This is a genomic window from Streptomyces colwelliae, assembly GCF_048158785.1.
Lineage (GTDB): Bacteria > Actinomycetota > Actinomycetes > Streptomycetales > Streptomycetaceae > Streptomyces.
Genome location: NZ_JBLTJC010000096.1, coordinates 1 through 12,150, shown reverse-complemented (window position 1 = coordinate 12,150; position 12,150 = coordinate 1). Strand labels below are relative to the sequence as shown.

The following is a 12,150-nucleotide window of genomic DNA, read 5'->3' as shown; positions in this document are numbered from 1 at the left end:
CGACGGCCGGGACGGAACAGCCCGCCGTCACCCGGACGAGGCACCGGGCCCCGTCACACCAGACGCCGGATCTCCCCACGCACCCGGTAGAAGCCACCCGAGGTGGAATGCAAGGCGTCCACCACATAACGCGCGCCCGGCTCACGTATCGCACGCGGGAACTGCACGTTCCACCCCCGCTCATAACCCTCGGAGACCACGTGCACCCGCACCCGGCCTCCCTGCTCGAAGCACTCCACGACGACCCCGCTCCCCGCCGCCGGCACGACGCTGACCGTGGCGACGGAGGCGGCGGTGGTCAGCGGCGCGTACGTCGGCAGAGCGGCGGCCAGCTTGACGTCCGCGGCGACCGGCACGGTGCCCGACTGAGCAGCGGTGATCGCGGCCTCGCTCGCGTCGATGCAGGCGAGCGACCCGTCCGTGGAGACGATGTACAACCGCTCGTCGTGATACTGCATCGACAGCGCCGAACCGCCCCCCGTGCCGAGCTTCCACAACCGGGTGCCCTCGGCGGTGAAGCAGTAGACGGACGAGGCCGAGTCACCCGCGAAGACGTACCGCCCGCCGGAAGACGTGGCACACGAGTACACGGCGGCGTCGCACTGGTAGGAGGCCTCGATCGCCCCGGAGGACTTCGCGAGCCGCTGGACGACCCGCCGTCCCGTCCCCGCGTAGACCGCGTCCTGCTCCTGCCAGCCGAAGAGCACATTGCCGTTGGTCGCGGTGTGCCACAGCTGCCTGGCGCCGTCCGCCGCGTACGCCGTCACGCCCTGGCTGTGCCCGTGGTAGACGGCGTGGTCGTCGGCCCGCACCATCCACGCGTTGTCCCCCGCCGAGTTGCGCGACCACTGGAGCTCGTCCTCGTGGTCGATGACCGTCAGACCGCCGTTGCGGTCGGAGACGTCCAGCACACCCGCGTGGATGTCCAGCCAGAAGATGTCCACCTCGGCCGCGATGTCGTAGGCCGCGAACGGCACCTTCGAGGACAGGTCGTACACCCGGCCGTCGTCGCAGCCCGCGTAGATCCAGAAATCGTCCGCCACCAGGCACTTCACACCGTCCGGCAGCGAGTAGTGCGCCAGCACCTCACCGTCGTGGCTCAGGTTGTAGACGTTGCCGTGCTGGTTGCCCACCCAGCAGCGGTCCTCGTCCACATGGATACCGAACGCCGAGGCACCCGTACGGAACCGCCACAGCACCGGTGCGGTCGACCGCGCCGTCGACGGAGCGGACGTCACCTGACGACGCGTCACGGCACGGGCCGCCCGCTGCCCCTGAACCGCGGGCGCGTACCCCTTGCGCACCTTCTCGGCTATCTTCTTCGCCGCCGCGGTCTTCGCCTTCTCCTCGGTCGGGAAGGTCGTGATCTGACGCTGCCCGTCCACCCCGATCCGTCCGTACCGCACGGAGACGGTGGTCCCCTCGACCGTCACCTCGTAGAACTTGTGCGCACCGCCGCTCTCCTGGGACAGCTCCAGATACGTCGTGTTCCCCGACTGTCGTGTCTGCGCAGCGGACACAGCACACCCCTCCCCAAGACCCCATCGGCCGGCCCGGCCGATCTCCAGTGATTCCAAACTAGTGGTCACCACTGACATCGAGGTCCCCGGGCACCGCGCACAGCCCACGCGCGGCACAAGCCCGCGGATCAGGCGCTCTTGGCGGCCGGGCCCGTACGCGGATGTGTTCGGCGCCGGGCACCCCTCGGTGCTTGTCGTGCATGCGGGTCAGCCGGGCCGGGGGTAGTGGCGGGCGAGTGTCGTCCGCTCCTCTTCCGCCCGTCCGGGGACGAGCCGGCCGGCTGTTTCCCACTGCCGGGCGAGTTCGGTGAAGATCGGCTCCAGGTCGGGACGCGGAGGCGCTTCACTGCCTCTGTGCCGCGCGCGGATGACGGGCGTGAACCGCATCGTCGTCGTGGCCCCGTCGGGCTCGAAGCCGTTTGGGTCACCGGACTGGCCTGAGTACGTCATGGTCTTCCTGTTCGCCGTCGGCTGCCCGCCGGTCAGTCAAGTGATAGGGGGCGGGCCAGGCCGTACGGTGGCGCGGTGTCCTGGCGGCCGGAGCCGTCGGCACACCGCTGATGGGGGGACTGGGCCTGTGGACTCCGGGCCGTGCAGGGGTTCACCGGGTGCCTCCGTGGATCTCCTCGTACAGGCCGTACAACCCGTCGTACAGGCCGTACGACCCGTCCTGGTTCCATGCGGCCGGCCCGGTTTCTTGCGGGGCGGCGCGGGCCTGATCGGCGTCGATGACGAGCGCGAACTCCTCGAACGCCACGGCCATGACCTCGCTGGAGGTGGGTTGTCGCCCTCGACGAGCCTGCCGGCCGGCGTCATGGGCCACGAGGGCTGCCCGCTCGGTAGCGTCGACGGCGTCGTCCTTGAGCACGGTCAGAATCTGCCGCCGGAGCGTCAACGCCCGCTCCCGGCGCTGGATTCGAGCGGTGTGGCGACTGGCTCTCCAGGCTCGTCGGGTACGGCCGGTGCGGCGGGCGTTGGTCCCACCGGCAGGCATGCCGTGGCGAGGAGCACCGCGCTGAGGCCGTAGGTCCGACCGCCGGAGGAGAATGCCGGCACAGACTCCGAGGCGTCATCCGCGGTTGCCTCGTCGAACAGCGCCCTGGCGGTCAGGACCGGATTCCTGCGCAACGCGCCGTGCGTGAGGGCGGTGCCCCACGGGCCCTTGGCGGCTTCCCCCGTGCAGAGAATGACTGCCGGGTCGTCATCGGCACGGTCGACCACAGCGGAGTGGTGGGGCCAGAAGGCCACCTGGTCGAGGAAGGCGGGGCCGATCGGGACGAGCGTCGTGTCACCCGTCTCGGCTTCCTGGACCCGCTCCGCGTCAGCCCCGTAGAAGACAAGTCGTGCACCGCGGGCGGTGCCGCGGGGGCGCGGCGCAAGCAGCCGGGGCCGAGGGTAGAGCGGCACGACGATCGCCCCGGCGCGCAGAGCACCGAAACAGAGGGCGGGGAAGGCCGGGACATTGGGCAGTCTCATCCCCACGCGATCGCCGGGGCGCACACCGTGGGCGAGCAGTCCGCCGGCCACCCGGGCGCTGAACTCGTCCAGCTCGGCATAGCTCAGGACACTCTCGTCGACGCGCACCGCCGGTCGCTGTGGGTGTCGTTCGGCCGCTTCCGCCAGGGCGGTGGCGAGATTGCTCACGTCAGTTCGCTTTCATGCACGCAGGTCTGATCTTTACGTGACGATCCTCGCAACAGGGACCTGCCGGACACCATGTCGGCATCGACACGGATTTCTGTCCTCGTCGACAACGACCGTGCGGGGACTCGGTCGTTGGGGAAAAACCCGTGACTGACGCTGCCCTAGGCTCGCCCACGTGCACGTGACACAGCCCAGACGCATGGTGGCCGAACTGGCCAGAGTCCTGCTCGGCAGGCTCGATGCCATCGCCGCGGAGATGGCCGAACTGACCTACGAGAACATTGAGTTCTACCGGACCATGGTGGTGCGCCCGGAGGACCTGCGCGCGTCCATGCGCCACAACTTCCATGGCTCCATCAGCTATCTGGCCGACCCCGACGCGCCGTCGATCGACCTGTCCGGGCCCGCGGAGACCGGACGGAAACGCGCCCTGCAGAACGCGCCGTTGCCGGAGATCCTGCGTGCCTACCGCCTGGGCGCCCAACACCTCTGGGAGCAACTCCTCCATGAAGCAAGGAAGTTGGGCGGCGACGCGCCCGACGCGCTCCTGGAATCGGCGGGGCAGATCTGGGAGATCGCCGACGCGCAGTCCTCGGCCCTCACCAACGCCTACCGGGAAACGCTCGCGGAACGGATGGTGGAGACCGACCGGCGCCGCTCCGCCCTGGTCGCCGAGCTGATCGACGGGCCCTCCTCGGAGAGCGACACCATCTGGGAAGTCGCGCGCATGCTCGACTTCCCGTTCCAGGGATCGTTTCTCGTCGTGACCGCCGAGGCCCTCACCGTCGGCGATCCGCCACTGCCAGGCCTGGACAGCCGGTTACGAGCCCTCGACATCGGATCGGCGTGGCGTGCGCAGCCGAGTTCCGAGACAGGAGTGCTCTCCTGCCCGCAACGGCAGCCGGTGGAACGGATCCTCGATGCCGTACGCGCCGTCGCGACAGGCCGCGTCGGCGTGAGCCCGCTCTACGACCGTCTCGACCAGACCAGCCGTGCGCTGCGGTACGCGCAAGTCGCAGCGCAGTCACTGTCCCCAGGCTCCGCGGCGGTGCGCCAGCTCGACGACACACCTCTGACGGAACTGGTGATGCACAACCTGGAAACCACGCAGCGCGCCGTCCACCGCATTCTCGGCGGCGTGCTCTCCCTGCCCGAGGACGACCGCACCACTCTGCTCGCCACCGCCCGGGCGTGGCTCGGAGCACACGGATCGGCGGCCGAGGCGGGACGGGCTCTGTACTGCCACCAGAACACGGTGCGCTACCGCATGCACCGCCTGGAGGAGTTCCTGCGCGGTCCCCTGGACGACCCGAGGATCGTCGCCGAACTCTCCATGGCACTCGACGCCGTGGGCACCTTCCCCACTCTCCTGGAACAGCGCCCGCCACCTCTGACTCCCTGACGGACCGATCCGAGTCGTTGCCCTGCCGGCTGTGCGCTTGCGAGTCCGTCTCTCAGGCGGCGGCGGTGATGGTGACCTTGACGTGTTTCGTCAGCGGTTGGTCCTTCTCGGTCCGGCCCGGGCACGGCAGGATGAGCGCTCGCCGGCCGTGGACGAGGTGACTGCGGTTCAGCTTGGTGCTCACCTGGACGGTGAGGTCGTACGTGCGCGGTGCCTCGTAGGTGTAGAGGGTGTCCAGTCCGTGCTCGCGGGGCGGGTCGATCTTGCAGACCTCGGCCAGGGTTCGCCTCGGGCACCGTTACGTCCGTCGCCCCCCGCTGTCCCGGTGCGCCGGAAACGGCCTCACCTATGGCCGCGGGAGTGGGACAAGGCGGGCGCCCCTCATTACGCGGCCTTCTCCCCTCCCCGGACGAGCGCTCCGGGCAGCAGCCCGTCCCTGGGGCAAGTCCGCAGTCAGGAGCAAGGGGGACAGGCTGGCCCTGTCTGCCGTTGATCTCCGAAAGCATGATGTCGGTGCGCCGTCACCGCGAGGTGGGGCATCACCGTGTGAACACGTCCGCCCCTCTGCGGGGCAGAAGGAAGCATCACTGATGAGCGAGGAAATCGACCTGCCCGCCGTCCTGTCGGAGCTGCTGTTCGGGGACGAGAGCACTGAGCCGCTGGAAACGACGCTGGACAGACTGATCACGCCGACCTTCGTCCAGCGCATCAACGGGGCCGTGTACGACCGTGTCGCGTACCTCCCGCACGTTAGGGAGATGCGGCAACTCGTGGTCGGCGGCGGCGAGTTGACGGTCTTGGAGCAGTTCAGCGCAGGCAGCACGATCGCAGGCCGCTACCTGTTTCGGATGGTGCCCGAGCAGGGACCCGGCATGACGTTTGAATCGCATCTGTTCGCACGCGTCGAGGCAGGTCGGATCGATCGGCTCGTCGAGGTCGCGCGACAGGCCGACGACGGAGACGGAGACTTCCTGTCGACCAGCTGACCCGGCCTGCGCAGAGGCACAACGGGCCTCCCCGTATGCAGTTGAAGCGTGGCCGGGCGGCGAACTGGTCGCGCTGGGCACGTCTTTATACTGCTCTTCGTGTATGAACTCCGTCGATTCGGTGGGCTGCTTCGGCAGTGGCGGGACCGTGTCACGCCCACCGATTTCGATCACCTCGTCACGGGTGGTTCGCGCCGCACCCCGGGCCTACGACGGGAGGAAGTGGCCGAGTTGAGTGACGTGTCCGCGGACTACGTCAAACGCCTTGAGCAGGGCCGAGCCCGCCCCTCCCTTCAGGTGTTGAAGTCCCTCGCCAGTACGCTGAGTCTGGCGCAGGCCGAGTACGAACACCTCTGCATCCTCACCGGTCACTCGATCACACAGCCGGGCCGGGTCAACCGGCGCATCGGTCCGGCCACGGAGCAACTGCTCGATCGCCTCGACGCAGTGCCTGTCGCCGTGTTCGACGCGACCTGGACCCTTCTGCGCTACAACTCCCTCGGTGCCGCCCTCTGCGGTGATCCGTCGCGCTCCGCTCGTCGCGAGCGCAATATGGCCTGGCGTTATTTCACGAGCACGACAAACTGTGCGGCGGAGCCAGGGCGACAGGACCAGGATTTCGAAGCATCGCTGGTGGCTGATCTGCGGGAGACCGCGAGCCGCCATCCGTCCGACGATGAACTCACCGCTCTGATCACCGCGCTGCACTCGGTGAGTCCGCGGTTCACCGAGTTGTGGCGCGGCGGTGCCAGCAGGCGGTTCGAGCGACGCAGTGGGGTCATCGACCACCCGGACATCGGACCCGTCAGAACGGACAGCACCGTCCTGACGGTTCCCGAGGGCGATCTGAAACTGCTCGTCTTCACCGCGGAGCCAGGGTCGGCCGACGCGGGCAAACTGGCGAAGCTCCAGACACTGTCCAGCGAAAAGCAGTTGTCGGCCTAAAGCGCGTTGCAGTACTAGCGTCTTCCAGCGCGGCCGTCGTACTCCTCACGGGCGGCGAGGACTTCCTCGATGTGCCCCACCGACCACTCCGTGAGCGCCCTCAGGGGACCTCGCAGCGTCTGGCCGAGGGGGGTCAACTCGTACTCCACGCGGGTCGGCACCTCCGGGTACACCGTCCGCAGGACCAGTCCGTCGCGTTCGAGGGTGCGCAGCGTCTGGGTGAGCATCTTCTCGCTCACTCCCGCCAGCCGCTGCCGCAGCTGGGTGAACCGGCACGCCCCGTGCCTGCCGAGTTCGCCCAGCACGAGAACCGCCCACTTGCTGCCGATCTGGTCGAGCACGTCACGCGAAGGGCAGCCACGCGCGTACGGGTCCCATGACGGTGTGGGCTCGGTCACGCCCTCGGCGGTCGCCACACGGCTCACCTCGATACTCACTTCGGGGTTGCCACCTTACCGCGAAGTGGCTCCTTACCAAAAGAGAGTGACCAGGTCACCCTGGGTTTTGCGCCGTGGGAGGTCCGCGGCAGGAAGGGGTGAACCCCATGTCGATCGTTGTCACCGCAGCCTCCGGACAGCTGGGCAGGCTCACCGTCGAGGCGCTGCTGGCCCGCGGAGTGCCGGCCTCCGACATCGTCGCGACCAGCCGTGACACCACCAGGATCAAGGACTTCGCCGACCGCGGCTTCGTGGTGCGCCGGGCCGACTTCGCGGAGCCGGACAGTCTCGCGGCGGCCTTCGAGGGCGCGGACAAACTGCTGCTGATCTCGACCACGACCGTGGACGAGCGGGTCGCCAACCACCGCCGCGCCATCGACGCCGCCGTGGCCGCAGGCGTGTCGCTGGTGGCGTACACCAGCATGTCGCACGCGGACACAGCCACCACGGTCCTCGCCTCCACCCATCGCGCCACGGAGGAGTACCTGCGGGAGCGCGCGGTCCCCAGCGTGATGCTGCGCAACAGCTGGTACCTGGAGAACTACACCGCCCAACTCCCGCTGGTACTGCGCGACGGAGCCGTCGTCGGGTCGGCCGGCCAGGGCAGGATCAGCGCCGCGGCCCGCGCCGACTACGCCGACGCTGCCGCGGTCGTACTGACCACCGGGGGCCATGCCGGCGAGGTGTACGAGCTGGGCGGCGACGAGGCGTTCACCCTGGCCGAGCTCGCCGCGGTGATCTCGGCCGCCGGCGGGAAGCGGATCACGTACACCGACCTCCCGGCCGACGGATTCGCCCAGGTGCTGACCGGTGCCGGCCTGCCCGCCGAGCTGGCGCACGTCCTCGTAGACGCCGACCTCGGTATGAGCCGCGGCGAGCTGTTCACCGCTTCCGGCGACCTGCGGCGCCTGATCGGACGGCCGACCACACCGCCGGCCGACGCGATCACCGACGCCCTGTCCTGACAGGCGCCTGCGACCACCGACTCTCTTTTCCCACTTGCCCAAGTCCCTCCCGGTCACCCGGGGAAAGGTCCTTCACGATGTCCACCCGCACCACCACGCACGCCACTTGGCAGCGCACGCTCCTCACCCTCACCGCGACGCCCGCCGCCCTGGCCGCCCTCACGCTTCCCGCCACCGCCGCACCGATCCATGACAGCGAGGGCAACGGCCACACGATCGCGCTCGACGGCAGCCAGGCCTTCCCCGAGAGCGTCGCGGCCGACCACCACTACGTCTACAGCGCCGGCATCGCCGACGGCACCGTCTACCGCGGGCGCCTGGGGGCGAAGACGCTCGAACCCTTCCTGCCGGGCGGTCAGGACGGCCGTACCCAGGCCACCGGGATCAAGACCACCGGCAACCGCCTCCTGGTCGCCGGCGCCTTCACCGGGCGCTTCTTCGTCTACACGAACACCGGGAAACTCGTGTCCTCCTACACCGTCCCCGACACGGGCGAGCCGACCCTCGTCAACGACGAGACCGTCGCCCCCGACGGGGACGTCTACATCACCGATTCCTTCCGCGCCGTCGTCTACCGGATTCCGGCCGCCGAGGTGAACTCCCCCGCCACCGGCGCCCATCGGACCCTGGAGGTGGCCCACCGCCTGCCGGACTACGTGGCCGGCCAGTCCAACGGCAACGGCATCGTCACCACCCCCGACGGCGCGTCGCTGATCATCGGCTACTGGTACAGCGGCGCGCTCTACCGGCTCACCCTCGCCACCGGCGAGATCCGCAGGATCGCCGCACCGGCCCTGACCAGTGCCGACGGGATGGCACGGCGAGGGAACACCCTGTACATCGCCCGCTCCGTGAACAACGAGGTCGACACCCTGCGCCTGTCCGGCGACGACACCCGGGCCACCGTCGTCTCCGCCCGCACCTACTCCGGGGCCGACACCACCACGGGCGTCGCCGTGAGCGGGGACCAGCTGCTGGTGACCAACTCCCAAATGGACACCTTCCTTTACGGCGATCCGCTGACCAGCCCGGTCTTCACCCTCGAAAGCCTGCCGCTGCGCTGACGCCCGGTGACGAGGACGCCGGGCTCCACCTCCGCCGCACTCCGGGGCCGCCCACGCCCGGTACGGGCACAAAGCGCCGAGCAGCCGTAGCCACGTTCGTCACGCACGCCGCGCGTGTCGGCTTGTCCGGGTACCGATGGAGCGCCGCGGGTGCCGGACAGCACGAATCCCGGCAGCCAACAGGCTGCCGGGACCGGGATCAGGAGTGGTGCCCTACTTGGGCTTGATGGCTTCCTTGGTGCCGAGCGGGCTGTTCAGCACCCCGGTCTCGGCGGACAAGCAGGTGAGGACGTCCTTGGTTGTCCGGCTCCTGGGTGGTCACAACCGACCGGCGCGCGCGATCACCTGGCCGGCGAAGTCAAGCATCTGGTCAAGGCTGGGGAACAGTGCGAAGGCGTCCACGAACGCCTCGTCCGCACCGGACTCGGCGAAGCGCTTGAGCTTGTCGGCCAGCGAATCCACCGTCGTGCCCGGTTCGAGGTTGATACGTATGGCCTTCTTCAGCGCGTCGGGATCGCGGCCGGCCTCCTGCGCCGCCTGGCGCGCGAGCGACCACAATTGGCCGGCGACCTCGTCCGGCAGAAAATCGACCCCGAGCCAGCCGGTGGCGCTGCGGCCGACCCGGCGCATCGCGGCCTCGCTGGCGCCGCCGATCCAGATGGGCGGCCCGCCCGCCTGCACCGGGCGCAGGTCGGCGTGGACCGGCGGCAGCGAGAAGAACTCGCTGTCCCAGGACACCGGGTTGGCCGTCCACCACTCGTGCAGGAACGCCAGCAGGTCATCGAGCATCCGCCCGCGCCGGTGCCAGTCCGCGCTGCGGGAGATGTCGTGCTCGTCCTTCATCCACCCGAGTCCCACGCCGACCTCGAGACGGCCGTCGCTGAGCACGTCGAGCGTGGTCAGCATCCGGGCCAGGTGCGGCGGCTCGTAGTAGAAGGTGCTGAGCGTGCTGGCATTCAGCCGCACCCGGCTGGTCGCCGTAGCGGCGACGGTCCACAGCAGCACCGGGTCGAGGTAACGCTTCATCTGCGGCGGGTACGGCTGCTCTTTGCCCGGATAGAGGCTGTGCATATCGACCGGCTGGACCAGGCGATCGCCGACCCACAGCGTGTCGTAGCCAAGGTCCTCGATCCCGCGGCAGAACGCGCTCAGACCAACTGCGCTGCTGATAGCGGGCCCGATGACGGGAAGTGTGAAACCAAGCTTCATGACGAGTCCTCTCGGTGCTCCGTCAACCGTCTGCTCAGACGGGAAGTTCGGTGACGCCGAGGGCGAAGTCCAGGTTCCCCACCCCGTGGTTGGCGAGGCCCACCGTGACCACGCCCGCTCCTTCCAGCCAGTGCGCCATTTTCAGGCCGCCGACGTCCAGCGGACGCAGCCCGAGGCTCTCGACGAACGCCTCCACACTCGCCTTGGCCCGCGCATCGTCGCCGGCGATGAACACGTCGGGCCGGCCCTTCTCCAGGACCTGGCGGAAAATCGTGTTGAACGCCTTCACCACACTGGCGCTCGCCGGGGCCACCTTGGCGACCTCCTGCGCGATCGAGGTCTCCCCGTCGTGGGCCAGCCCGTCGAACGTGGCGTTGAACGGGTTGCTGATGTCGACGACGACCTTGCCCGCCAGAGCGTCTCCGTAGTGCGCGACGGCCGGCACGACGCCGTCGTACAGCAGGGCCACGATGACGATGTCGCCGGCCGGGGCGGTGCCCCATTCTCCTGTCGTGGCGCCGCCGCCGAGGGCCTTGGCCAGGTCGGCGGCCTTGGACCGGTCGCGGCCCATGACCTCGACGGTGTTGCCGCCCGCTATCGCCCGCGCGCCGATGGTGCGGGCCATGTTCCCGGTGCCGATGATGCTGATGCTGCTCATGAGGTGTCCTGCCCTGGTTGTGGTTGGTCGGTTCAGATGGCGGTGGTGCCGCCGTCGGCGACGAGTTCCATGCCGTTGACGTAGCTGGAGTCGTCGGAGGCGAGGAAGAGGGCGGCGGTGGCGATCTCGTCGGGGCTGCCCATCCGGCCGCGGGGGATGAGGGACTCGAACTGGCGCTTGGTGGCCTCGTCGAAGAGTTCCGCCTGCTTGGCGGTGGCGACCTGGCCGGGGGTCAGGACGTTGACGCGGATGCGGCGGTCCTTGAGCTCGTTGAGCCAGGTTCGGGCCCAGGCCTGCTGGACGGCCTTGCTGCCGGCGTAGACGCTCCAGCCGGGGAAGGCGCCGAGGGAGGCGTTGGAGCCGGTCATGAGGATGGAGCCGCCGTCGTTGAAGAGCGGGAGGGCCTTCTGGACGGTGAACAGGGTGCCGCGGGCGTTGAGCCCGAACCAGGTGTCGAACTGGGCCTCGGTGATCTCGCCGAGCGGGGCGGGCTCGCCCCCTCCGGCGCTGGCCCACAGCACGTCGAGGCTGCCCTTCTCCCGCTTGACGGTGTCGAACAGGCGGTCCAGGTCGTCCAGGTCGGCGGCGTCACCCTGGACGCCGGTGACGTTGCGGCCGATCTCCTTCACGGCCTCGTCCAGGGCGTCCTGGCGGCGGCCGGTGATGAAGACATGCGCTCCCTCGTCCACGAACAGCTTCGCGCCGGCCAGCGCCATGCCGGTGGTGCCGCCGGTGATGACCGCGACCTTGCCGTCGAGCTTTCCCATGGTCGTTCCCTCGGATCGGTGGTGCCGTGTGTGCCGTGTGTGTCTGGGACGACGATGTTAAGTACACCGCCCTGTGTGCTTACGGTATGGGGCGGGCGAGCAGGACGCAAACTATGTACACCGGCCGTTACCCAGTCGCGGTAGGATGTCCCCATGACGGAGTTGGAGAAGGGCCCCACGGGCCGCCGCCGCGGCCGGGGCGCCCGCGAGCGCATCATCAGCGCGGCCCAGCAGCTCTTCCGCGAACAGGGCATCAACCGCACCGGCATGGACCAGCTCTGCGCTGCGGCCGAGGTGTCCAAGCGCACGGCCTACCAGCACTTCGACGGCAAGGACGAACTCGTCGCCGAGTACCTGCGCCGCTTCGACCCCACCGTCCTGTCCGGCGTGTTCGACCGCACGATGGCGCGGCCCATCGCGACACGCTGGCGCTGACCGCCGGAGAGCGCCTTCGGCTTGCGGCCGAGGTAGTCCGTGAGGTCGAGGATCTTCGCCGCGTCTGCCGCTTACCCATAGTCCGTTCGGGCCATTCAAGATTGGGCCCGTCCCGGTG

The 12,150-nt window shown here is 69.2% G+C and carries 14 protein-coding genes and 2 pseudogenes; 6 read left to right on the top strand and 10 right to left on the bottom strand.

Going from position 1 to position 12,150, the window contains the following annotated elements; translation table 11 throughout:
- Positions 1–53: 53 nt before the first annotated feature.
- From ACNFOC_RS21215 to ACNFOC_RS21200, 4 genes are all read right to left on the bottom strand, one after another.
- Entirely contained in the window at positions 54–1,520 is a 1,467-nt protein-coding gene (locus ACNFOC_RS21215) for a WGR domain-containing protein (protein WP_416960665.1), read from the bottom strand.
- 207 nt (positions 1,521–1,727) lie between these two features.
- Positions 1,728–1,970 (bottom strand): hypothetical protein, encoded by a 243-nt coding sequence (locus tag ACNFOC_RS21210; protein ID WP_416960664.1) that lies wholly within the window; start codon positions 1,968–1,970, stop codon positions 1,728–1,730.
- Positions 1,971–2,121: 151 nt separating this feature from the next.
- Positions 2,122–2,415 (bottom strand): hypothetical protein, encoded by a 294-nt coding sequence (locus tag ACNFOC_RS21205; RefSeq protein ID WP_416960663.1) that lies wholly within the window; start codon positions 2,413–2,415, stop codon positions 2,122–2,124.
- Positions 2,412–3,164, bottom strand: a complete 753-nt coding sequence (locus ACNFOC_RS21200) for an AMP-binding protein (protein WP_416960662.1) — start codon at positions 3,162–3,164, stop codon at positions 2,412–2,414. Before ACNFOC_RS21200 ends, ACNFOC_RS21205 begins: the two co-directional genes overlap by 4 nt.
- A 175-nt stretch (positions 3,165–3,339) precedes the next feature.
- Here ACNFOC_RS21200 and ACNFOC_RS21195 point away from each other — a divergent pair, with 175 nt between their 5' ends.
- A complete protein-coding gene (locus ACNFOC_RS21195) occupies positions 3,340–4,566 on the top strand; it encodes a PucR family transcriptional regulator (RefSeq protein ID WP_416960661.1) in 1,227 nt (408 codons plus the stop codon).
- Between the two features lie 100 nt (positions 4,567–4,666).
- Here ACNFOC_RS21195 and ACNFOC_RS21190 read toward each other — a convergent pair.
- A pseudogene (locus ACNFOC_RS21190) lies at positions 4,667–4,846 on the bottom strand (hypothetical protein); the annotation flags it as partial.
- A gap of 310 nt (positions 4,847–5,156) precedes the next feature.
- Here ACNFOC_RS21190 and ACNFOC_RS21185 point away from each other — a divergent pair.
- Together ACNFOC_RS21185 and ACNFOC_RS21180 are read left to right on the top strand one after the other, a co-directional pair.
- Positions 5,157–5,552, top strand: a complete 396-nt coding sequence (locus ACNFOC_RS21185) for a hypothetical protein (RefSeq protein WP_416960660.1) — start codon at positions 5,157–5,159, stop codon at positions 5,550–5,552.
- Positions 5,553–5,600: 48 nt separating this feature from the next.
- Positions 5,601–6,497, top strand: coding sequence for a helix-turn-helix domain-containing protein (locus ACNFOC_RS21180; RefSeq protein ID WP_416960659.1), 897 nt, complete (start codon positions 5,601–5,603; stop codon positions 6,495–6,497).
- Between the two features lie 14 nt (positions 6,498–6,511).
- Here ACNFOC_RS21180 and ACNFOC_RS21175 read toward each other — a convergent pair whose 3' ends face one another.
- Positions 6,512–6,934, bottom strand: coding sequence for a winged helix-turn-helix transcriptional regulator (locus tag ACNFOC_RS21175; protein WP_416960658.1), 423 nt, complete (start codon positions 6,932–6,934; stop codon positions 6,512–6,514).
- A gap of 107 nt (positions 6,935–7,041) precedes the next feature.
- Here ACNFOC_RS21175 and ACNFOC_RS21170 point away from each other — a divergent pair, with 107 nt between their 5' ends.
- Both ACNFOC_RS21170 and ACNFOC_RS21165 read left to right on the top strand, forming a co-directional pair.
- A complete protein-coding gene (locus ACNFOC_RS21170) occupies positions 7,042–7,899 on the top strand; it encodes an SDR family oxidoreductase (RefSeq protein ID WP_416960657.1) in 858 nt (285 codons plus the stop codon).
- Between the two features lie 77 nt (positions 7,900–7,976).
- Entirely contained in the window at positions 7,977–8,963 is a 987-nt protein-coding gene (locus tag ACNFOC_RS21165; protein ID WP_416960656.1) for an SMP-30/gluconolactonase/LRE family protein, read from the top strand.
- A gap of 318 nt (positions 8,964–9,281) precedes the next feature.
- Here ACNFOC_RS21165 and ACNFOC_RS21160 read toward each other — a convergent pair whose 3' ends face one another.
- Genes ACNFOC_RS21160 through ACNFOC_RS21150 form a run of 3 tightly spaced genes read right to left on the bottom strand, consistent with a single transcriptional unit; the run spans position 9,282 to position 11,597 of the window.
- A complete protein-coding gene (locus ACNFOC_RS21160) occupies positions 9,282–10,172 on the bottom strand; it encodes a TIGR03619 family F420-dependent LLM class oxidoreductase (RefSeq protein WP_416960655.1) in 891 nt (296 codons plus the stop codon).
- 34 nt (positions 10,173–10,206) lie between these two features.
- On the bottom strand, positions 10,207–10,830 hold the full coding sequence (locus tag ACNFOC_RS21155) for an NADPH-dependent F420 reductase (protein WP_416960654.1): 624 nt from the start codon (positions 10,828–10,830) through the stop codon (positions 10,207–10,209).
- 32 nt (positions 10,831–10,862) lie between these two features.
- Positions 10,863–11,597 (bottom strand): SDR family NAD(P)-dependent oxidoreductase, encoded by a 735-nt coding sequence (locus ACNFOC_RS21150; RefSeq protein WP_416960653.1) that lies wholly within the window; start codon positions 11,595–11,597, stop codon positions 10,863–10,865.
- Between the two features lie 153 nt (positions 11,598–11,750).
- Between ACNFOC_RS21150 and ACNFOC_RS21145 the strand changes: the two genes are divergently transcribed.
- The gene (locus ACNFOC_RS21145) at positions 11,751–12,032 is read left to right on the top strand and encodes a helix-turn-helix domain-containing protein (RefSeq protein ID WP_416960652.1); all 282 of its coding nucleotides are present in this window, start codon (positions 11,751–11,753) and stop codon (positions 12,030–12,032) included.
- Here ACNFOC_RS21145 and ACNFOC_RS21140 read toward each other — a convergent pair.
- Positions 11,993–12,097: pseudogene (locus ACNFOC_RS21140) on the bottom strand (zinc ABC transporter ATP-binding protein); the annotation flags it as partial. The gene ACNFOC_RS21145 and the pseudogene ACNFOC_RS21140 overlap by 40 nt on opposite strands.
- Positions 12,098–12,150 lie beyond the last annotated feature (53 nt).